The 21,539-nt window shown below is 37.2% G+C and carries 29 protein-coding genes and 1 pseudogene; all 30 read right to left on the reverse strand.

The window, feature by feature from the left end:
* Positions 1-624: 624 nt before the first annotated feature.
* Positions 625-5,889 (reverse strand): SpaA isopeptide-forming pilin-related protein, encoded by a 5,265-nt coding sequence (locus H3T48_RS00100; protein WP_198187638.1) that lies wholly within the window; start codon positions 5,887-5,889, stop codon positions 625-627.
* 474 nt (positions 5,890-6,363) lie between these two features.
* Positions 6,364-6,633 (reverse strand): annotated as a pseudogene (locus H3T48_RS00105) (DUF6176 family protein); the annotation flags it as partial.
* Positions 6,634-6,747: 114 nt separating this feature from the next.
* A complete protein-coding gene (rpsI, locus tag H3T48_RS00110; protein ID WP_074425745.1) occupies positions 6,748-7,143 on the reverse strand; it encodes a 30S ribosomal protein S9 in 396 nt (131 codons plus the stop codon).
* Between the two features lie 13 nt (positions 7,144-7,156).
* Positions 7,157-7,600, reverse strand: coding sequence for a 50S ribosomal protein L13 (rplM, locus tag H3T48_RS00115; RefSeq protein WP_103752399.1), 444 nt, complete (start codon positions 7,598-7,600; stop codon positions 7,157-7,159).
* Between the two features lie 106 nt (positions 7,601-7,706).
* Positions 7,707-8,492: a tRNA pseudouridine(38-40) synthase TruA gene (gene truA / locus H3T48_RS00120; RefSeq protein WP_198187640.1), complete on the reverse strand. Its 786-nt coding sequence runs from the start codon at positions 8,490-8,492 to the stop codon at positions 7,707-7,709.
* The gene (locus H3T48_RS00125; RefSeq protein ID WP_122035754.1) at positions 8,492-9,289 is read right to left on the reverse strand and encodes an energy-coupling factor transporter transmembrane protein EcfT; all 798 of its coding nucleotides are present in this window, start codon (positions 9,287-9,289) and stop codon (positions 8,492-8,494) included. Before H3T48_RS00125 ends, truA begins: the two co-directional genes overlap by 1 nt.
* A gap of 6 nt (positions 9,290-9,295) precedes the next feature.
* The gene (locus H3T48_RS00130) at positions 9,296-10,141 is read right to left on the reverse strand and encodes an energy-coupling factor transporter ATPase (RefSeq protein WP_198187642.1); all 846 of its coding nucleotides are present in this window, start codon (positions 10,139-10,141) and stop codon (positions 9,296-9,298) included.
* Positions 10,117-10,968, reverse strand: coding sequence for an energy-coupling factor ABC transporter ATP-binding protein (locus H3T48_RS00135; protein ID WP_198187645.1), 852 nt, complete (start codon positions 10,966-10,968; stop codon positions 10,117-10,119). The genes H3T48_RS00130 and H3T48_RS00135 overlap by 25 nt, the downstream gene beginning before the upstream one ends.
* Positions 10,969-11,429: 461 nt before the next feature.
* Positions 11,430-11,813, reverse strand: coding sequence for a 50S ribosomal protein L17 (gene rplQ, locus H3T48_RS00140; RefSeq protein ID WP_122035758.1), 384 nt, complete (start codon positions 11,811-11,813; stop codon positions 11,430-11,432).
* 26 nt (positions 11,814-11,839) lie between these two features.
* The gene (locus H3T48_RS00145; RefSeq protein ID WP_046307542.1) at positions 11,840-12,778 is read right to left on the reverse strand and encodes a DNA-directed RNA polymerase subunit alpha; all 939 of its coding nucleotides are present in this window, start codon (positions 12,776-12,778) and stop codon (positions 11,840-11,842) included.
* A gap of 45 nt (positions 12,779-12,823) precedes the next feature.
* The gene (gene rpsK / locus H3T48_RS00150; protein ID WP_046307544.1) at positions 12,824-13,207 is read right to left on the reverse strand and encodes a 30S ribosomal protein S11; all 384 of its coding nucleotides are present in this window, start codon (positions 13,205-13,207) and stop codon (positions 12,824-12,826) included.
* Positions 13,208-13,231: 24 nt separating this feature from the next.
* Complete coding sequence (gene rpsM / locus H3T48_RS00155) at positions 13,232-13,579, reverse strand: 30S ribosomal protein S13 (RefSeq protein WP_046307546.1); 348 nt, start codon at positions 13,577-13,579, stop codon at positions 13,232-13,234.
* Positions 13,580-13,602: 23 nt separating this feature from the next.
* Positions 13,603-13,719 (reverse strand): 50S ribosomal protein L36, encoded by a 117-nt coding sequence (rpmJ, locus tag H3T48_RS00160; protein ID WP_046307548.1) that lies wholly within the window; start codon positions 13,717-13,719, stop codon positions 13,603-13,605.
* A 14-nt stretch (positions 13,720-13,733) separates the two neighbouring features.
* Positions 13,734-13,955 (reverse strand): translation initiation factor IF-1, encoded by a 222-nt coding sequence (gene infA / locus H3T48_RS00165; RefSeq protein ID WP_046307550.1) that lies wholly within the window; start codon positions 13,953-13,955, stop codon positions 13,734-13,736.
* A gap of 71 nt (positions 13,956-14,026) precedes the next feature.
* Positions 14,027-14,677: an adenylate kinase gene (locus H3T48_RS00170; RefSeq protein ID WP_074425749.1), complete on the reverse strand. Its 651-nt coding sequence runs from the start codon at positions 14,675-14,677 to the stop codon at positions 14,027-14,029.
* 10 nt (positions 14,678-14,687) lie between these two features.
* Positions 14,688-15,983 (reverse strand): preprotein translocase subunit SecY, encoded by a 1,296-nt coding sequence (secY, locus tag H3T48_RS00175; RefSeq protein WP_046307552.1) that lies wholly within the window; start codon positions 15,981-15,983, stop codon positions 14,688-14,690.
* Positions 15,983-16,423, reverse strand: coding sequence for a 50S ribosomal protein L15 (rplO, locus tag H3T48_RS00180; protein ID WP_046307553.1), 441 nt, complete (start codon positions 16,421-16,423; stop codon positions 15,983-15,985). The genes secY and rplO overlap by 1 nt, the downstream gene beginning before the upstream one ends.
* Positions 16,424-16,446: 23 nt before the next feature.
* On the reverse strand, positions 16,447-16,632 hold the full coding sequence (gene rpmD / locus H3T48_RS00185) for a 50S ribosomal protein L30 (protein ID WP_046307554.1): 186 nt from the start codon (positions 16,630-16,632) through the stop codon (positions 16,447-16,449).
* 13 nt (positions 16,633-16,645) lie between these two features.
* Positions 16,646-17,152 carry a 30S ribosomal protein S5 gene (gene rpsE, locus H3T48_RS00190; protein WP_046307555.1) on the reverse strand — a complete coding sequence of 169 codons (507 nt, stop codon included), beginning with the start codon at positions 17,150-17,152 and terminating at the stop codon, positions 16,646-16,648.
* A 16-nt stretch (positions 17,153-17,168) separates the two neighbouring features.
* Complete coding sequence (gene rplR / locus H3T48_RS00195; protein ID WP_074425750.1) at positions 17,169-17,528, reverse strand: 50S ribosomal protein L18; 360 nt, start codon at positions 17,526-17,528, stop codon at positions 17,169-17,171.
* Between the two features lie 24 nt (positions 17,529-17,552).
* Positions 17,553-18,083 (reverse strand): 50S ribosomal protein L6, encoded by a 531-nt coding sequence (rplF, locus tag H3T48_RS00200; protein ID WP_046307557.1) that lies wholly within the window; start codon positions 18,081-18,083, stop codon positions 17,553-17,555.
* A 24-nt stretch (positions 18,084-18,107) separates the two neighbouring features.
* The gene (gene rpsH / locus H3T48_RS00205) at positions 18,108-18,506 is read right to left on the reverse strand and encodes a 30S ribosomal protein S8 (protein WP_046307559.1); all 399 of its coding nucleotides are present in this window, start codon (positions 18,504-18,506) and stop codon (positions 18,108-18,110) included.
* Positions 18,507-18,528: 22 nt separating this feature from the next.
* The gene (locus tag H3T48_RS00210) at positions 18,529-18,714 is read right to left on the reverse strand and encodes a type Z 30S ribosomal protein S14 (RefSeq protein WP_046307561.1); all 186 of its coding nucleotides are present in this window, start codon (positions 18,712-18,714) and stop codon (positions 18,529-18,531) included.
* 12 nt (positions 18,715-18,726) lie between these two features.
* Positions 18,727-19,269: a 50S ribosomal protein L5 gene (gene rplE, locus H3T48_RS00215; RefSeq protein ID WP_046307563.1), complete on the reverse strand. Its 543-nt coding sequence runs from the start codon at positions 19,267-19,269 to the stop codon at positions 18,727-18,729.
* A gap of 14 nt (positions 19,270-19,283) precedes the next feature.
* A complete protein-coding gene (gene rplX, locus H3T48_RS00220; protein WP_046307564.1) occupies positions 19,284-19,535 on the reverse strand; it encodes a 50S ribosomal protein L24 in 252 nt (83 codons plus the stop codon).
* A 17-nt stretch (positions 19,536-19,552) separates the two neighbouring features.
* Positions 19,553-19,921 (reverse strand): 50S ribosomal protein L14, encoded by a 369-nt coding sequence (rplN, locus tag H3T48_RS00225; protein WP_034980437.1) that lies wholly within the window; start codon positions 19,919-19,921, stop codon positions 19,553-19,555.
* Positions 19,922-19,953: 32 nt separating this feature from the next.
* Entirely contained in the window at positions 19,954-20,220 is a 267-nt protein-coding gene (gene rpsQ, locus H3T48_RS00230; RefSeq protein WP_046307565.1) for a 30S ribosomal protein S17, read from the reverse strand.
* A gap of 18 nt (positions 20,221-20,238) precedes the next feature.
* A complete protein-coding gene (gene rpmC, locus H3T48_RS00235; RefSeq protein ID WP_046307567.1) occupies positions 20,239-20,436 on the reverse strand; it encodes a 50S ribosomal protein L29 in 198 nt (65 codons plus the stop codon).
* Positions 20,426-20,866, reverse strand: coding sequence for a 50S ribosomal protein L16 (gene rplP, locus H3T48_RS00240; RefSeq protein WP_046307568.1), 441 nt, complete (start codon positions 20,864-20,866; stop codon positions 20,426-20,428). Before rplP ends, rpmC begins: the two co-directional genes overlap by 11 nt.
* Entirely contained in the window at positions 20,866-21,537 is a 672-nt protein-coding gene (gene rpsC, locus H3T48_RS00245) for a 30S ribosomal protein S3 (protein WP_046307570.1), read from the reverse strand. Before rpsC ends, rplP begins: the two co-directional genes overlap by 1 nt.
* Positions 21,538-21,539 lie beyond the last annotated feature (2 nt).

Consider the following 21,539-nt stretch of genomic DNA (forward strand, 5'->3'; position numbering starts at 1 on the left):
TATAACCTGTTCTAACTATAAAATAACAGTTATGACTTGTTGTTTTTTACATTTTTACTTTAGATAATCAAATAGAAAGTGGATTCAAAAAAATAACACCTTTTCAGGAAATTTACTTCTTAAAATTAATATAAAAATTTTATTTACTGTTTTTTACTATTTATAAACAAAAGCCTGTGTATACTAATTAAGTATATTAATATATTTAATAAAAAATTGTGTTCTGGCTATTAGAATTGAATATTTTTTTCTTCCACGCCATTCAAGATTTGCATTACATAATGCCTTTTCAGTTACGTTAAAATTAATGATTGGAAAAATCAGTATTTCATATGAGAAAATCATTTAATTCTGAATTAGTGAACGGTTTATGGAATATGTTAAAACGAAAAAAATTTTTTCAATTAAATTATTACGGGACTGTAAACTGCGATTGAAGAGTAACATTAACTATTCCTCCAATCGAAAAATAAAAGTCAAACTAAAAGGACTAACTTCGATAAAATCTCGGAAGTTAGTCCTTAGAAATCAACTAATAAAGTATCTTAACCTTGAAGATTACATTGTGCACTTTTAGTTGTTTTAAAAATTTGATTTTCTTAATTCATGATATGAACTAGATAACTATTCAGCTTGGTCTACTTTCTTATTTCGATAGATGATCACAGCTACAAGCATAAGAATAACCAAGCCTAAAATTGTTAGCCATAATGTATTTTGATAATTCGTTTTCGGCAGTTTTTGACTTGTATCGTGCCGAGCTTCTTTATTATATCTCTTATCATACACAGTTTTTACCGTAGTTGGATTATCCGGAATACTTGGCTTTCCAGGATCTGTTGGAATGCTTGGCTTTTCAGGATTATCCGGACTATCTGGTTCGTCAGGTGCACTTGGAGTTTCAGGATTACTTGGCCATTCTGGTGTATCATTCTTAATTTCCATGTTGACTAAGTTTCCAGCTTTCACTAAGACAGGCTCACCCACTGCCTCTTTATCAATTGTAAAATCAACTGGCTTACTATTTAAGTAATAACCTTTAGGCGCTTGGGTTTCGATAAATTGGTATTTACCTGGTGCTAAGTCAGTTACTGAAACAATACCTTTGTCAGACGAGACCAGTTTCTCCTGTACAGTTTTACCATCTGCATCAACTACTTTAAATGCTGCTCCAGCTAAAGGTTTACCATTACTGTCGGTTTTAACTAATTGAGCTGAACCTTTATAGTTAACTAATTTGGCTTCAACAACAGTAGGCTCACCTTGAGCTGACTCACTTATGGTGAAATCAGTCGGTGTCGAATTAATAACATAGCCAGTTGGTGCCTTAGTTTCGATAAATTGATATTTGCCTGGTGTTAAGTCGGTGACAAAGACTATACCTTTATCAGACGATACTAAGCTTTCCTGAACTATCTCACCATCTTTATTAACTACTTTAAATTCTGCTCCTGCTAAAGGATTACCTTTACTGTCGGTTTTGACTAATTGAGCTGTACCCTTATAGTTAACTAATTTTGCCTCAACAACTGCGGGCTCACCTTGGGCTGATTCACTTATTGTAAAACTAGCAGGTGCAGCATTCCGCAAATAGCCTGCTGGTGCTTTAGTTTCGACAAATTCATATTTGCCCGGTGCCAAGTCTGAGACAAAGACGATACCACTTTCTGATGATACCAAGTTTTCGCGAACTGTTTTACCATCTTTGTCAACCAGCTTAAACTCTGCTCCAGCTAAAGGATTGCCTTTGCTGTCAGTTTTGACTAATTGAGCTGATCCCTTGTAGTTAATTAACTCACACTCTGTAACTACCGCAGCTGGATCTTCCTTGGCTTCTTCACTTATTGTAAAACTAACTGGCTTTGCGTTAATAACATATCCCTCAGGAGCTTTAGTTTCAATAAATTCATATTTTCCTGGTGCCAATGATGTAGCTAAAACAACTCCATTGGCATCTGAAGTCAAACCTGATTTAACAATATTGTCATCCCTATCGACTACTTTAAATTCTGCTCCAGCTAGAGGATTGCCTTTATTATCAGTCTTGAGTAGTTTTGCAGATCCTTTATAATTTAGACGTTTATTTTCCCAATCACCTAAGTTAATTGGAGGAATTATTCCGTCATCTTTCTTTTCTACCGTAAACTCTCTTGGCTTATCGTCTAATTTATATCCAGTAGGTGCCTTTGTTTCTACAATTTGGTACTTGCCTGGAACCAAACCTTCAATCGTGACGATTCCTTCATCGCCTGAAACAACGTTTTCATATCCTTCTACAACTTTTCCATTAGAATCAAGAACTTTAAATTCTGCTCCTTTTAATGGAAGTTTTGAACCTTTTTCGTCAGGCTCGCTAACTTTTCTAAAAGTTACCTTTGTTGGTTCATTATAAATATGAACCACTTTAGCAGTACTGCCTGCTTCATCTTTTATAACTTTTATTCTCTTACCTTTTGCCAGTTCATCGCTGACTGTATAGCCAGCAGGAGCTTCAGTTTCAACAACGAGATATTCTTGAACTCGCAAGTTTCCAAGCTCCAATTCTCCTTTTGAATCTGTAACACCTTCACGAACAAGCTTATTTTTCTCCAGCTTTTCATTGATTGTCCACAATTGTAAGTGAACACCTGATAGTCTCTTCTTTCCGCTTAAATCCTCTTTAATAAGTTTAATCGATCCCTTTGACCCTGTAGCATTTCCAGACGTGCTAGTTACAACAATCTCCTTAGCTTGACCCTGAGTTATAGTTTGCTCATTCATCCCGGATATACTGGCAGAGTTTGCAACTGTGTCAACTAATTTATCTAAAAGAACTAATGAACGATACTCCACTATATATGATGTGGTAATTTGCTTTAGAAACTCAATTGTAACTACCTGAGCACCTGTTGCATTGTTAGTTTCAATATCTACTTTGTAATCTGTACCTTCAGCTAAAACAGTTGAACTATCTTTTTCGATATTCCCTGCACTGTCAACAATAGTTCCATATATTACGATCCCATCTTTAGAAATAAATTGGTTAGCTGATGGAGTATCCACAATTTTTACGTTGCTTAAAGTAGATTGTGAAGCATTAACTGTTAAGTTCCATTTTACATAACCGCTATCATCAGGATCCTGTGCACCATCCTTATCAAGTAATTCGCCGAAATGGGCTGGTGAAATACTCGAGTTTAAATTATGTGATACACCTTCAGTGGTAAAGACCGCCCTATTATTATAATACTGTTGATTGATTACTTTTCCTGCCAGACTTGTTTCGAAGACAAGTACGTACATTTTGTTACTGTTCTCTGGCAAGTTAACCTGTAATGTTGGTAGAGCAGTCGTAGGCTCAACTAGGTCTGCCCCAACTTGATCACCTAAAGTGTAAGTACCATTACTATTGACCGTTGCTTCATATAGTTTCGCGCTACCTGCAACATAATCTTGTGGCGCTTCTATTACATCCGTAATCGTTGCATTTTTCAACTCTTGATGACGATAGTTTACTGCTACTGTCCAAGTAATCTTCTTGTTAATCGCATTATACACACCAATTTTGTTTCCATTGTATTTAAATCTTTGCAGTGGATCAAATTCTACCCAATCTGTGCTTGAATGACTGCCACCAGATTTATCCATCCAGTTTGCAGTAGCCGTATTTTTAAATATAAATGAATCTTCACTTCCAGTGCCTTCTATTGCAGCAATATCAAAATTAGTTTTATAGGTTATGGCATATTTATGATCAGTGCCGTTTTTCAGTTCGCCTTCAAATTCTACCTTAAAGCCATTGTCGGTTTTAGTAAATGTATATTGATCTGAACTCAACGCTTTCCCTTCGGTTAGATCGATGATTCTGAAACTACCATCTACTAATTTTTGTCCTTTACTGAATGTATCCTCCAAATACCAATTTTTCAGCAAATAGCCAGACTTATTAATTTGAATTTGCCATGGGATTTCATGAGTTACGTAGTCAATATCACCGTCAATACTCTTAGCAATACTCTGCTGGTTTGCATCCCCTTTAATCTCATCTTTATGTCCAGTACCTTCACTCTCGTCACTATCTCCGATATCTGTTATGACAGAATTAGAAATTGGAGTAGTTTCGTCAACATAACCGTTCACTTTTGTTTGGTAGTCAATTCTAACTGGATAATCGATTTCCTTTAAAAACCTAATGATAAATCGGTGCGCATTAGATGAACTTTCTTCTATTACGTAATCGCTACCTTCTACCAAGGAATCGCCAATTATTTCATCATCACCAGCACCAGTAAATGAAATCCTAAATAACTTAACGGAATCTTTGACTAAAGAAAGCCTATCACACATTGTATCCGTAATCGTTGAGCCAGCGGGATGCTTCCTTTCATTGTAGTTGTATCTAACAATCCATTTATATATTTGATCATTACCTGTGGCAAACGGACCATTTTTTGTAATTGGTCGCTCATAATGGGCAGTGACGCTCGCTTCAGCAGAGGTGCTGGAAGTACCATCATCAAGAGTAGCACGGTTTTTGAATTCTACGTTTCCACCCTTCTCAGGTTTTCTATCCTCATCAATCATTGTTGTATAAACAACATGAAAGGCTTGATGAGTCTCTGCGTACTTTCCAATAAACTTAATGGTTTCAGTCGAACCAGATGAGATTCTTTTATAATCTACGCCTTCGGTTAATGGGTGATCCCTGTCAATATTTACAATAGCACCAGTGCCATCTACAGTTTCTGGATAAATCTCAATACTCTTCAGACTTGTACCAGCAGGTACAATATCAACAAGCTCGGCATCCTTCATATTACTTAAGGGACGATTAATATTGACTTCCCAAACTATTCCAGTTGGATTAGGTACTTTATTAACGTGACCGCTTTTATCTATAGCTTGATCATAATTTGGACGAATACGAATTTTGCTTGGTCCAGCATTATCTTCATTTGGTGTTTGAATGACAACTACTCCAGGTTCAGTCCGCTTAAACTTTGTTGAATAACTGAAGCTACCCATTATATCATGATCAGTTTCTACATTCTTGTTGAATTCAAACCGTACTCTACCATCAGTGAAAACTTCATATGAACCATATTGACCTAGATTTCCTATAAGTGGTCCAGTTCCCGGAAAAACTCGAATGGCATCTGGTAAGCTAAATTCGAAATAATCACCTTCCTTAATTACTCCGAATAATTCTTCGGGAAGACTCCAAGAGTAATTTACTTCAACACTTGCATTAGCTGGTATGCTATCTAAGTCCGTACATATGTGACCATTGCTATCAATATATACAACTTTTACATCGTCAATAATGGTTGCAGGACTAATTCCCACTTTAGATAATAAATCACGGATGTTTTGCTTGCCGCCATCACGTTTTATTTTTACTTCTTTAGCTTTATCAGCAGATTCAGATTCCTTTTCAGACTCTTCTGTTTCTTTAGCTGCATCTTCTTCTGATTCTGACTCATGCGTTTTTAGCGGTGCCTTTAATGTTTGAACACCATTTGTAAGCATCAGATTATCATCTTTTAAATCTGAAGAGTCGAGTAAAACAGAAAGGATAATTGTTCCCTCTGTTCTAGGAGCAATCTTCATCTCTATTTTATTTTTGTTGATAACGTAATCAACTTTAGTTGACTCAGTTTCATTTTCTATTTTTACATCTTTAACGGTTGCGTCTTCGTTAAAGATCAACGTTTGACTTTCTTCTGTCTGAGCTTTAAAAGAAAGGCTTATTTTCGCTTCAATCCTGTCTTTCTCTTCTTTATCGACAGATAAAGAAGTTAACTGAAAGTCGCCTTGATTTTCTACAGCAAAGACAACTGTCGGCATCATATACTGCAAGAGAACCATTAAACTCATAAAGCAAAATAGAGCCTTTTTAATTTTCTTCATATTAAATTACACTTCTCCATATTTTTATATTTCAAAAAAATAATGACCATACTATTAAATGAAAATTTCTATAAAATGTCTTACAAGCAGTAGGTATAGTAACAACTACACCAAATTAAATAACGCATATCATAGAATTATTTATTTAATCATCACGTTTTATGATTATATATTATGGTAACTTTTGCGTCAACATGGCATTTATAAGCTAAATAACAAACTGGAAAAATAAAATAACATAGTATTACAGTAGAAACTGTCGCTTCTTTCTTTGATATCTATATGTGAACCGACTTTTCATAAATAACAGTTAAATGTAATTTTGCTCATCTATAATCCAATTATATTTTTTTATTAATGACACATAGAATTCATGTATATTCTACCCATATACTTATTTTTTCAAAACTTGAGAAAAGAAAAAAGCCGGAACTATAATTGGTTCCAGCTTTGAATATTTATCTATGCATTACTACATATTTTCTTCAATTTTAGGTGCTTTTTATCAATATAGCTCTCCGAGTCTTCAACTGCACTACCATTTTCACCTTGAATTGAGTACCAGTAAAAGTACATATAGCCATCGGCATTTTCTTCTTTAAAAACAGTTTCAACATACATTTTCTCACCAGCCATCGTTGCAACTGTATCAGCATGATGATCATTTAGGAATTTCATCCACTCTTCAGCCCTTTGTTCTTTACCTTTTTTAATTCTAAAGCGAGTTAATTCTATTTGTACCATTATCTATCTCCAAAAAATTACAACAAAAAAGCACTTACTAAACTACAGTAAGTGCTTTTTTTTATTTTAAGCTCTGCAATCTTACGGCAAAACGTTAATAAATATGAAATAAAATTAACGCTTACTGAATTGTGAAGCTTTACGAGCTTTCTTAAGACCTGGTTTCTTACGTTCAACCATTCTTGGATCACGAGTTAAGAAACCTGCCTTCTTTAATGGACCACGGAAATCTGGGTCTACTTCAAGAAGAGCACGAGCAATACCTAAACGGATTGCACCAGCTTGACCTGAGAATCCACCACCATTTACGTTAACTTTAACGTCATATTGGTTGTCAGTTTCTGTCAAAGTCAATGGTTGCTTCAAGTCCTTAACTAAATTAGGGAATGGAATGTATTCATCAATGTCTTTGTTGTTAACAGTAATTTTACCACTGCCTGGTACTAAACGTACACGCGCAACTGAATTCTTGCGACGGCCAGTACCTGCATATGCAACTTGTTGTGCCATTTAATTTAACCTCCTAGATTAATTTGTTAATGTCTAATTTTTCAGGCTTTTGTGCTTCATGCTTGTGGTCTTCACCAGCATAAACATGCATCTTCATGAATTCTTGGTGACCAAGAGTGTTCTTTGGAAGCATTCCTTTAACTGACAATTCAACTAATCTAACTGGGTTGTTGGCAAGTAAGTCACCTGCTGGGGTAGCTTTTAAGCCGCCACGGTAAGAAGAGTGGTGGTAGTAAATCTTGTCAGTAGCCTTTTTACCAGTTAACTTAAGCTTAGCAGCGTTAATAATAATAACGTTGTCACCAGTGTCAACATTTGGTGTATATTGAGGCTTGTTTTTACCTCTTAAAATAGTTGCTACTGCAGTAGACAGACGACCTAAAGATACGTCTGTTGCGTCAATAACATACCACTTACGTTCAATTTCATTAGGTTTTGCTAATTGTGTAGTACGCAATTTAATTTCCTCCGTTAATACGTTGTTTGAAAACAATAAGATTCCGGGGCCTATCGTGGACAAACATACTTAAATAGAATACGTCTATTTGAGCAGTTTGTCAATATTAATCCTTGTCCAGTCGATATTTTTTGGGGATATCTTCATAAAAAACATGGTATAAAAATAGACCATTTGCTTGTGCAGTTTCTCTGACCAGTTCCCGATCTTTTGCCTCAATTACTCTAGGAAGATCATCCACCGGTCTTTTCCCATTGCCAATCTCTAATAAAGTTGCAACAAGAATTCGCACCATATTGTACAAAAAGCCGGAGCAAATAAAATCAAAAACAATTTCGTTTTCTTGCTCATCTTTTTGAATATTAACATAATACATTGTCCGTACTTTATTCTTTATTTGTCCACCACTTGCAGCGAAACTAGTAAAATCATGAGTACCAATTAGGTCAGTCGCAGCTTGCTGCATCTTTTCCAAATTAACTGGATACGGATAATGTCCTGTATAAAAACGTTTGAATGGATCAACAAAGCGATCTAAGCTAACGTGATAACGATACCATTTACCTTTTGCACTATAGCGAACATGAAAACTTTCATCAACTATTTCACATTCTTTAAAAACAATATCGAGAGGCATAATTGAATTAAGAGCCCGAATCATTCTTTCTGGCGGAATTCTTGTTCCCGGATAATCGAAATGAATAACCTGTCCTAATGCATGAACCCCAGAATCTGTTCTGCCTGAGCCTTCAATTGGAACATCTTGTCCCTTCGTCATTTTTTTCAAAGCTGCTTCAATTGTTCCTTGCACCGTTCTCTGATTGGGTTGAGATTGAAAGCCATGAAACAAGTGACCGTCATAGGCCAAAGTCATCTTATATCTAGTAGTCATTAATGTGTCCTAAAAACTAATAACAGTACAATTAAAATAGCAAAGTAGCCCAAATTCACTAAGTCATATTTTGACCACTTTAAAACGCGAAACTTGGTTCTACCTTCATCTCCGCGATAACCACGCGACTCCATTGCCGTCGACAAATCAATCGCAGTTTCAAGCGAACTAATGAACAGTGGTACTAAAAGCGGTGTTACAGCTTTAGCCCTAGTAATTAATCCACCATTATTAAAATCCGCTCCCCGCGATCTCTGCGCATTCATGATTTTAAATGTTTCATCAAATAATGTTGGAACAAAACGCAACGCAATCGACATAACCAACGCAATTTTATCAACAGGAACCTTTATTAGCTTCAGCGGTGTCAAGATCCATTCAATTGCATCAGCAATTTCAAGTGGCATAGTTGTAACCGTCATAACGGTCGAAATTAAAATAATTACCGTAAAGCGAATAAAAATGAATATCGCATTCTCAATACCATAGCTTGAAACTGCAAATATTGTCCATCGCCAATATACTTTTCCTCCCACAGTAAAAAAGAGCTGCAAAAAGGAAGTAAATAGTATCAACCATATTAACGGTTTGACACCATCCCAAAAAATCTTTGGCTTTAACTTAGTAGCAGCAACAGCAACTAAGCTAAATACTGTAACAATTAAATAAGAAAGAGGGTTATTCGCCATAAAAACAATCAGAATAAAAAAGATAGTGGCTAGTAATTTACCGCGTGGATCCATTTTATAAACCAGCGAGTTACCAGAAATATAGCGCCCAATTAAAATTTTACTCACGCACACTCACCCCTTTAAATTCTTTTCTATTTCTTTTACCAAATCGTGTTTTGTTAACGGTGGCTTAGCAAAAGTGAAATTTTCCAACTGTGCAGCGAAAAGTGAAGCCTTGGGTTCTTCTAAATGATGTTCTTCAAGCCACGCACGGTTTTTAAATACTTGGTCAGGGCAATCATGCATCAATAGCTTACCATGCTCCAAGACAAGAACGTCGTCAGCATAATTAGCTACATCATCCATATTATGTGTAACCAAAATAATAGTATGACCAGCTTTTTGATATTCAGAAAACAAATTCATCATCTGATTACGTGCACGTGGATCAAGACCAGCTGCGGGCTCATCAAGGCATAAAATATCTGGTTCATAGGCCATTACACCTGCAATTGCCACACGACGCATCTGTCCGCCGGAAAGTTCAAAGGGAGAGCGTTCACCAATTTCATCAGGTAAACCAACCTTATTTAGCCACGAACGTGCACTTTCTTTAGCTTCCTCTTCACTAAAACCAAAATTTTTTGGTCCAAATGCTATATCGTCAAGTACAGTATTTTCAAATAACTGTGACTCTGGAAATTGGAATACTAAACTAACATGTTTACGAAGTTGTTTTAGGTTCTTGTTGGAAGTTTCAGGCGTTATCGTTGTTCCTGCAATTTCAATTTGTCCTTCGGTAGGCTTAAGCAACGCATTAAAATGTTGCATCAGCGTAGACTTACCACTTCCAGTATGTCCTATAATTGCAGTAAAAGAGCCCTCTTTTAACTCAAAGCTAATATTATCAAGCCCTTTTTTCTCTAATGGTGAGCCTGGTGAATATGTATATCCTACTTTTTCGAATTTAATTGACATAAGTACTTAATCAACTCTTTTTCTGAATTAACTTGTTCTGGTATTGGAAATTCATCCTCGAGTAATGCCTGTTTTACTTGCATATAAAAAGGAATATCTAAACCAATTTCTTTTAACAACTTGGCTTGTGCGAATACATCTTTAGGAGTGCCCTGGGTAATTAAATGACCGTCGTCCATGACAATCACATTATCTGCCAAGCTTGCTTCATCGATATCATGTGTAATTGCAATAACCGTTAAATTGTAATCATCCTGCATCTGATGAACTGTCTTTAAAATCCGATCTCTGCCTTCAGGATCAAGCATTGAAGTTGCCTCATCCAAAATAATTACTTTTGGCCTAATTGCAATAATACCGGCAATTGCTACCCGCTGCTTTTGACCGCCTGATAAGTTAGCTGGCTCAGTATGTGTATAATCCGTCATTCCCACAGCTTTAATTGCTTCTGGAACAATCTTTACCATTTCCGACCGGGGTACTCCTCGATTTTCCAATCCAAAGGCTACATCATCAGCAACTGTTGCTCCTACAAATTGATTATCGGGATTCTGAAAAACTACCCCAACTTTATTTCTAATGTCCCAGACAGAATCATCAGTTAGTTTTGTTCCATCAACTTCGATAAATGAGTCTTCATTTTCATTCGGAACTAATAAGCCATTTATTAAACGGACGATTGTCGATTTACCACTTCCGTTATGACCGATAATTGATGTCCAAGATCCTCTCGGAATCTCAAAGCTAAGTTGATCAATAGCAGGCGAATCAGACTCAGGATACGTGAAGCTGATATTTTTGATTTTTATAATATTATCTTTTGTCATGATTTCACCTTTCTCACAGTATGATTTAATTGTACCAAAAAATAACTAAAATTCTTCGATGATCATGCTTTCTTACACTTTTTTATTTTTCTCTTTAAGACTATTAATCACATATTTCGCTAGATGATTATCAGTTCACCTGTTTCACACCGCATAACGTTATTGGTAAACTTTTTACTTTGTAATTCTATCTTTAAGAGTTAAATTTTCTATTACTGTATCTATTATAATAACTTACGGCTAAGGTGAAAACTAGACATTCAAAAAGATGATTTTTAAAAATAAAAATTCTGCTGATAGCTTAAGCAAGCTGACTCAGCAGAATAAAAAAGAGCAAAAAAAATCACCCATGAGGAGGGATAATTTACTTATCTAAGCTAGACTAAACTTTCGTCATCATCTTAACGCTTATTCTCACTCTCACGGGTAATTCTTAATAGCTATTAAGTTGGTTATCTAAATTAAACTAATTCTAGAATAACCATTGGAGCTGCATCGCCTCTACGAGGTTTAGCCAACTTCATAATTCTGGTGTAACCACCATTACGGTCTTTATAACGAGGTGCAATATCGCTGAAAAGCTTTTGCAATGCTGATTTTACAACAACTGCATCTTTTTCTTCTTGAATATCAGCAACTTCATTACGTACGTAACGAGCAGCTCTTCTTCTTGCAGCTAAGTCACCACGCTTGCCTAAAGTAATCATCTTTTCGGCAGTTTTGCGAACTTCCTTAGCACGTGTCTCAGTAGTAACAATACGTTCGTTCATGATCAATTGAGTGGTCATTTCTCTAAGCATTGCTTTTCTTTGTGCACTATCGCGACCTAATTTACGGTATGCCATCAGTTTACCTCCTTTTATTTGTTAGGTTAATCTTCTTGACGAAGTGAAAGTCCCAAATCAGTTAATTTGTTTTTAACTTCTTCTAATGACTTGCGTCCCAAATTACGTACACGCATCATATCTGCTTCTGTCTTATCAGTCAGTTCTTGCAGAGTATTAATACCAGCACGCTTCAGGCAGTTGTATGAACGAACAGACAAATCAAGCTCTTCAATTGTCATTTCAAGCTTCTTCTCTGCAGTGTCGTCCTCTTTTTCAACCATCACGTCATTGAATTGGGTATTTGCATCAGCAGTTTCAAACACTTTAAAGTGTGCTACCAAAATTTTAGCAGCAAAACTAAGGGCGTCATTAGGTTTGATTGAACCATCAGTCCAAATCTCTAAAGTGAGCTTGTCAAAATCATCTCTTTTACCAACACGAGTTGATTCAACTTGATAATTAACTTTTTCAATTGGTGAAAAGAGAGAATCAACTGGAATAACACCAATTGGCATATCTTCACTCTTATTTTCACTTGCTGCAACGTAACCACGGCCATTTTTAACTGCAATTTGCATGTGTAAATGTCCACCTTCAGCAATAGTACAAATATATTGCTCTGGGTTAAGAACCTGCACATCTGAGTCGACTTTTAAGTCATCTGCAGTAACAGTAGCCGGACCTTCAACGTCTACTTCAATTGTCTTTTGCTCATCAGAAAATGATTTCAATTGAAGCTTCTTTAGGTTCAAGATTATTTTAGCAACGTCTTCTCTAACACCTGGAACGGTTGAGAATTCGTGTAAAACATCATCAATTTGAACATAAACAAGTCCAGTACCTGGAATAGATGTAAGTAAAACTCTACGCAATGAGTTACCTAGAGTAGTACCGAAGCCTCGTTCTAGTGGTTCAATGACAAATTTACCATAAGACTTCTCTTGGTCCACAACGGTAATATTTGGTTTTTCAAATTCAATCATTACTAGGCCCCTTTCAAAACGCAACGTCCTTCATTAAGAACAAAATTAAACACGACGACGTTTTGGTGGTCTAGAACCATTGTGGGGAACTGGTGTAACATCACGAATTGCAGTGATTTCTAAACCAGTAGCTTGAAGTGATCTGATAGCAGATTCACGTCCAGCACCAGGACCTTTAACGGAAACTTCTACATGTTTCATTCCTTGGTCCATTGCACTCTTAGCTGCAGCTTCTGCTGCCATTTGAGCAGCAAATGGTGTAGATTTACGGCTACCTTTAAAGCCCAATGCACCAGCTGAAGACCAGGCAATTGCATTGCCTTGAGCGTCAGTAATCATGACTAAAGTATTATTAAACGTAGAGTGAATGTGAGCAACGCCTTTTTCAACGTGCTTCTTTACACGACGTTTACGTGCTGTTTTAGGCATCAATAAACCTCCTTATAATTTTATTTATCTCTTCTTACTGCCCTTACGTGTACGGGCATTATTCTTGGTATTTTGTCCACGAACTGGAAGTCCACGGCGGTGACGCATACCACGGTAAGAACCAATATCAATTAACCGTTTGATATTCATGCTGACTTCTCTACGTAAGTCACCTTCAACACGGTATTTATCAACTTCTGCGCGAAGCTTTTCTTGGTCATCTGGAGTCAAATCTTTTGAACGTATGTCTTCAGAAACACCAGCATCCGCACAAATTTTCTGAGCTGTTGGTTCACCAATACCGTAAATATATGTTAATGCAACAACGATTCTTTTATCTCTTGGTAAGTCAACACCAGCAATACGTGCCATAAATTGCACCTCCTATTTTGTTTTTAACCTTGACGCTGCTTGTGCTTTGGGTTTGCAGGGCAAATAACCATTACACGACCATGTCTTTTAATAATCTTACAATGTTCACACATTGGTTTAACAGATGGTCTAACCTTCATGTTTCCCTCCGTTATTATTTTATATACCGATAAGTAATTCTACCTTTTGTTAAGTCGTAAGGAGAAAGTTCAACAGTAACACGGTCTCCAGGCAAAATACGAATATAGTGCATTCTGATTTTACCAGAAACATGTGCTAAAATTTCAGCTCCATTTTCCAATTCAACTTTAAACATAGCATTAGGTAAAGTATCAATAACTTTACCCTTTACTTCAATGACATCATCTTTTGCCAAAGTGGTTCCTCCGCATTTAAACAGTCATACTTTGAAATTATAACACGGAAAAGTAAATATACAAATTATTACTATTTACTTAAAACCGCATCAACACTTTCAAAGACTTTTTCTGGAGTTTGCTCACCGTCAACGACGCTGAGAATTCCATTCTTTTGATAATAGTCTTTTAAAGGTGTATTCATCTTTTCGTTAACTTGTAAACGATTCTTTACTACTTCTGGCTTGTCATCTTCACGTTGGTAAAATTCGTGGCTACCACAACGATCACATGTACCCTCAACTTTAGGCATCTTTGTAATCTTATTATATGTTGCACCACATTTTTTACACATGAAGCGTGCTGACAAACGATTTACTAAAGTATCTTCTTTAACTTCAAGTGAGATAACATTAGTCAAAGGCTTATTTAGCTTTTTAGTGATTTCTTCTAAAAGTTCTGCTTGAACTATAGTTCTTGGAAAACCATCTAGAATGTAGCCTTCCTTAATATCAGGTTGGCCCAAACGTTCTTCAACTAATCTAGCTGTAACCTCATCCGGTACCAAATCACCTTTGTCAATATAACTCTTAGCTTCAAGACCAACCTTGGTCTCATTAGCCATTGCTTCTCTAAACATATCCCCAGTTGAAATATGAGTTAGATGATACTTATCAACAATTTGCTCTGATACTGTTCCTTTACCAGCACCTGGCAAACCTAAAAGAAATAAATTAATCATTTATTCGTTCCTATCTGATGAATCCTACATATTCTCTCTTCATTAACAAGCCGTTAATTTGACGAGATAACTCCAAGACAACCCCAATTACGATCAATAAACTAGTTCCACCTAGTCCGATTGAACTTGGTAAGCCCCACAAATTAGTTGCAAGTTGTGGTAGCAATGCTACCAAACCTAAAAATACTGAACCAACAGTTGATAATCTAATCAACACTTTTGAAACGTATTTTTGAGTATCCTTGCCTGGCCATACACTAGGAATGTATGCACCTTGTTTTTGCAAGTTCTTAGCAAGCTTCTCAGGATTAACCTGAACAAAAGCATAAAAGAAAGTAAACAGTACAATCAACACTGTGTAAATTACTACACCAGGCGTAGTTTGCAGACTAAAGATTGTAGTCATTACCTTGTACCATTGTTGATCGCCTTGGGTTCTTTGAAAGGCCATTAAAATTGTCGCTGGTGTTACGATAAACGAACTAGCGAAAATTACTGGAATAACACCTGAAACATTAACTTTTAATGGTAAGAAACTTTCTGAGCCACTGGTAGTTGCTCGTCTAGTGTATTGGATTGGAATTCGGCGATCTGCCTGTTCAACCCAAGTAACAATTTGAGTTACGATGAGTATTGCAATGATAATCGCAATGAAGAACACAATTCCTTGCCAACGGTCACTCGCACTATTGTTAATAACTTCATCTTTATAAAGCTGCCATAGGCCGCGCGGAAGTCGAGCAATAATACCAGCAAAAATGATAACTGAAACTCCGTTTCCTAAACCTTTATCAGTGATTTCATCACCTAACCAGGTTAGTAACATTGTTCCGGCAGTCATCACAATTGCAATCTCAACATAGGATTGCCAAGTCTGTGATTTGACTAATCCCATCTCAGTCAAAGCGTTGAAACCAAGCGTGATTCCGATACTCTGAATGAAGGCAACAACCAATGCAAGCCATCTTGTCACATTGTTTGTCTTACGACGACCTACTTCACCTTGCTTTCCCCATTCTACTAATGTAGGAACTATATCCATTTGCAATAATTGAATAACAATTTGCGCAGTAATATACGGGGAAACACCCAGTGAAAAGATTGAATAGTTATCTAGTCCACCACCGGACACAGTGTCCAGCATTGGGACCAAACCAGTTTGTGCAACTTGAGTAATCGCTTTTGCATTGACACCTGGAACAGTAATGTTAGCTCCAATGCGATAAAGCAAAAGAATAAAGAGAGTAAAATAAATCTTATTTCTAATTTCTTTATCCTTAAAGGCGTTCTTCAAAGTCGAAAACATTAGATCACCTCAACAGATCCGCCTGCAGCTTCAACTGCTTTCTTGGCAGCGGCGGAAACTTTGTTAACCTTTACGTTTAACTTAACTTTCAACTCACCATTGGCAAGTAATTTAACGCCTGATAATTCTTTCTTTACCAAACCGTTTTCTTTAAGACTTGCGATAGTTACTTCGTCATTGTCTTTAAACTTGTTTAAGTCGTCTAAATTAATAATTGCATATTCTTTACGGTTAACATTCTTAAAACCACGCTTAGGCATAGTTCTGAATAATGGCATTTGTCCACCTTCAAAACCTAAACGAGTGTGTCCACCTTGACGGGCTAATTGTCCCTTTTGTCCACGGCCTGAAGTCTTACCGTAACCACTTGAAGTACCACGTCCAACACGTTTTCTAGTATTGCGTGAACCCTCAGCAGCATGTAATTCATGAAGCTTCATTAATTCGGCACCTCCTCAATAATTTATTTGTTGATCTCTTCAACTGAGATCAAGTGTGCAATTTTCATCAATGCACCACGAGTAGCAGCGTTGTCTGGTAGAGTAGCTGTACTATTGATTCTACCTAAGCCCAAAGCTTTAACAATTTTTTGTTGATTAGGTAGACGGTGCGCAGCACTTCTAATTAAAGTAACTTTTAATTCAGTCATTTATATTGTCTCCCTAATCTAAATCTGCGTGACGAAGCTTTTCAACATCTTCACTAGTTCTAAGCTTCTTCAAACCATCAATAGTTGCACGAACAACATTAATTGGAGTGTTTGAACCGAGTGACTTAGAAGTAACATCTGCGATACCAGCCATATCCATAACGATACGAACGGCACCACCGGCAGCAACTCCGGAACCAGCTGGGGCAGGTTTAATTAAAATACTACCTGAACCATAGTGTCCAATTACCTCATGAGGAATAGTAGTACCAACCTTAGGAACAGTAATCATGTTCTTTTTACCAGCTTCAACGGCCTTACGGATTGCTTCTGGAACTTCTTGAGCTTTACCAGTACCAAAGCCTACACGACCTTTTTTGTCGCCAACGATTACCAAGGCAGCAAATCTCATTCGTTGACCACCCTTGACAACCTTGGTGACACGATTAATTGCTACTAACTGATCTTCGATGTCGTCTTTATTTCTGCGATTATTACGAGAATCGTTGCGGTTTGCCATGTATTTATCTCCTTCCCTAGAAATCTAATCCGTTTTCACGAGCGGCATCTGCCAAAGCTGAAATACGGCCGTGGTATAAGTAACCACTTCTATCGAACACAACATTTGAAATGTTTTTAGCTTTTGCTGCTTCGGCAATTGCCTTACCAACAGCTTGAGCCTGTTCTACTTTAGCTGAATCCTTTGCAACAGAATCATCTAAAGATGAGGCACTTGCTAGCGTTACACCCGCTACGTCATCAATTAATTGAGCGTAGATGTTTTTATTTGAACGAAAAACGCTTAAGCGTGGGCGCTCAGCAGTACCAGAAATTTTGCCACGAATACGTTTGTGACGCTTTAAGCGTAACTTGTTTTTATCTGGTTTTGAAATCACAATTTCACCTCAAAAATTTATTTACTATTTACCTGTCTTACCTTCCTTACGACGTACGTATTCGTCAGTGTAACGAATACCTTTACCCTTGTAAGGCTCTGGTGGACGTACATCGCGAATTTCAGCAGCAAATTGTCCAACATTTTGCTTTGAAATTCCTTCTACTTCAATTTCAGTTGCTGAAGTAGCTTTTACGGAAACACCTTCTGGTGCAGTCATTTCTACTGGGTGTGAGTAACCAACATTTAAAGTTAACTTGTTGCCTTGTGCAGTTGCACGGTAACCAACACCGATTAACTTCAAAGTCTTCTTATAACCATTAACTACACCTTCAACCATTGAAGCTAAGTTAGCTCTTTCAGTACCATGAAGTGCCTTATCACTTTCACTTGAACGTGAAAAGTTGATCTTGCCATCTTCTTGCTTGAAAGTAATCTTTGGATCAAAGTATCTAGTTAATTCACCCTTAGGTCCCTTAACGGTGATGTTGTCACCATCTTTGGTAACTGTGACACTATCTGGGACTTCAATTGTTTTTAAACCGATACGGCTCATTGATTGTTCTCCTTTCTGTCAAAATTACCAAACGTAAGCAACAACTTCGCCACCAACGTCTTTTTGTCTAGCTTCTTTATCGGTAATTACACCGGCAGAAGTTGAAACGATGGCGATACCTAAACCGTTAAGAACTTTAGGTAAGTTTTCAGCACTTACGTAGTTTCTAAGACCTGGCTTAGAAATACGCTTTAAGCCTGAAATGACACGTTCTCCGTCTGGACCATATTTCAAGAAAATCTTAATCATGCCTTGCTTGTTGTCATCAGTAACTTCGTAATCACGGATGAAGCCTTCGCGTTTCAAAATTTCTGAAATAGATTTTTTAATGTTTGATGCAGGAATTTCAACTGAACTATGCTTTGCCATGTTGGCATTTCTAATTCTAGTCAAGTAATCTGCGATCGGATCTGTCATGACCATTTATGCTATCCTCCTAACCGTATTACCAACTAGCCTTTTTAAGACCTGGGATTTGACCTTTGTGTGCTAAATCCTTCAAGCAAATACGGCATAAACCAAATTTACGATATACGGAGTGTGGACGACCACATCTCTCGCAACGAGTGTATTCACGTGAAGAAAACTTAGCAGGACGATGATTTCTAATTTTTTGTGATGTTTTAGCCATTAGTGTCCTCCATTATTTTGCAAACGGCATACCAAATTGACTTAAAAGCTCACGAGCTTCTTCATCAGTGTTGGCAGTAGTAACGATAACAACATCTAAACCTCTTGTACGATTAACTTTATCAAAGTCAATTTCAGGGAAGATAAGTTGTTCCTTAATACCTAAAGTGTAGTTACCACGACCATCGAATGAACGGCTTGAAACACCGCGGAAGTCACGAACACGAGGAAGTGAAACACTAATTAACTTGTACAAGAAGTCATACATTCTATCTCCTCTAAGGGTAACCTTAGCACCGATAGACATACCTTCACGTAAACGGAAGTTAGCGATTGACTTCTTAGCCTTAGTTACTAAAGGCTTTTGACCTGAGATTAAAGCTAATTCTTCGACAGCTTCATCCAAGTTCTTTGCATTAGTAACAGCGTCACCAACACCCATGTTCAAAACGATCTTTTCGATTTTAGGTACTTGCATAACTGAGCTGTATTCAAACTTTTCTTGCAATGCAGGAACAATTTTTTCTTTATATTCTTCTGCTAAATAATTTGCCATTTGTGTCCTCCTTCCTATTTCTTAGTTTCTTCTTTTTTGCTTTCAGACTTAGCAATAACCTTAACGTTTGATGCGTGGATTGAACCTTCAGATTCAACTACACCACCATTAGCATTGGTTTGAGAAGGTTTTTGGTGTTTCTTAATTGTATTAACGCCTTTAACAACCACACGGTTTTTCTTAACGTTAACAGAAAGAACAGTACCTTCTTTGCCTTTGTCTTTTCCGGCAATAACTTTTACTTTGTCACCAGTTTTAACAAACATCAGTGCACCTCACTTAATTATAAGACTTCAGGAGCAAGAGAGACGATTTTCATAAAGTCGTGCTCACGCAACTCACGTGCAACAGGCCCAAAGATACGAGTACCGCGTGGGCTCTTATCTGCATTAATTACAACGCCGGCATTTTCATCAAATTTGATGTATGAACCATCTTCACGGCGTGCGCCTGATTTTGTTCTAACAATGACAGCTTTGACAACGTCACCTTTTTTGACAACGCCACCTGGTGTTGCTTGTTTAACAGTTGCTACTACGATATCACCAATGTTACCGGTCTTACGTCTTGATCCACCTAAGACTCTAATAACTAATAGTTCTCTGGCACCAGAGTTATCAGCAACCTTCAAACGGGATTCATTTTGAATCACTATTTAATCCTCCCCTCACTAAATCCGCAAAACTATACAGATTTCTTGACAATTTTTACTAAACGGAAGCGCTTTGTACGAGATAATGGACGGGTTTCCATGATACGAACAGTATCGCCAACTTTAGCTTCATTTTTTTCGTCTTGTGCGTAGTACTTCTTGGAGTACTTGATACGCTTCTTGTAAACAGGGTGATTCTTGTAAGTATCAACAACAACTGTAATAGTCTTGTCATTCTTATCTGAAACTACTCGACCTTGATATACGTGACGACGATTTCTTTCGATTGTTTCGCTCAAGTTAATAACTCCCTTCCACTAATCTTTCTTCAATGCATCTTCACTTAGAATTGTTTTAATTCTAGCGATGTTTTTACGGACTTTGCGTAGACGAGCGGTATTTTCTAATTGACCCGTTGCTTGTTGGAAACGCAAGTTGAAGAGTTCTTCTTTATATTGCTTTTCCTTGTCCAACATCTGATCAGTGGTTAGTGCTCTGATATCCTTAGCCTTCATTAGAATTGCCACCTACTTCCGAACTTCTTTTCACAAACTTACATTTAATTGGCAATTTTGTTGAAGCAAGTCTTAAAGCTTCACGAGCAACTTCTTCACTAACTCCGCCAATTTCAAACATAATCTTTTCTCTCTTAACTACAGCTACCCAACCAGCTGGTGCACCTTTACCGGAACCCATCCGGACACCAACACCTTTGGCAGTGTATGACTTTTGAGGGAAAATTCTAATCCAAACTTTACCACCACGCTTCATGTAACGAGTCATCGCAACACGGGCAGCTTCGATTTGTTGATTAGTAATCCAGTGAGATTCAAGAGCTTGTAAACCGTATTCGCCGAAAGCGATGGTCTTACCACCCTTAGCAGCACCACGCATCTTTCCACGGAATTCACGACGGTGCTTTACTCTTTTAGGTACTAGAGGCATTATTTGTTTCCTCCCTTCACAGCTTTTGCAGGATTTTTACTCTTTGAAGGTAAAACTTCTCCGCGGTTGATCCATACTTGAACACCAATTTCACCGTATGTAGTGAAGGCATTTACCCAAGCGTAATCAATGTCAGCTCTTAAAGTTTGTAATGGAACACGACCTTCAGTGTGCCATTCTCTTCTTGCCATGTCGGCACCGTTTAAACGACCAGAAGTTTGAACTCTGATTCCTTTGGCACCAGCACGCATAGATCTTTGAGTTGCTTGACGCATAGCACGTCTGAAAGCAACACGAGCTTCAAGTTGGGCTGCAATACTGTCAGCAACTAACTTAGCATCAAGATCTGGCTTCTTAATTTCAACAATATTAACGTGAACTTGCTTCTTAGTTAATGCATTTAATTGTTTTCTTAAAGCTTCAACTTCAGAACCACCTTTACCAATTACCATACCAGGCTTTGAGGTATTAATTGATACGTTGATTCTATTTGCTGCACGTTCAATTTCAATAGTAGAAACAGAGGCATCCTTTAATTTCTTTGAGATGAAGTTTCTGATCTTCAAGTCTTCATTTAAGGTTTCTTTATATCCTCTGTCAGCATACCATTTAGATTCCCAGTCACGAATTACGCCGAGACGAAAACCATTTGGGTTAATTTTCTGACCCATTA

Origin of the sequence: Lactobacillus sp. M0403 (assembly GCF_016101265.1) — a bacterium.
Lineage (GTDB): Bacteria > Bacillota > Bacilli > Lactobacillales > Lactobacillaceae > Lactobacillus > Lactobacillus apis.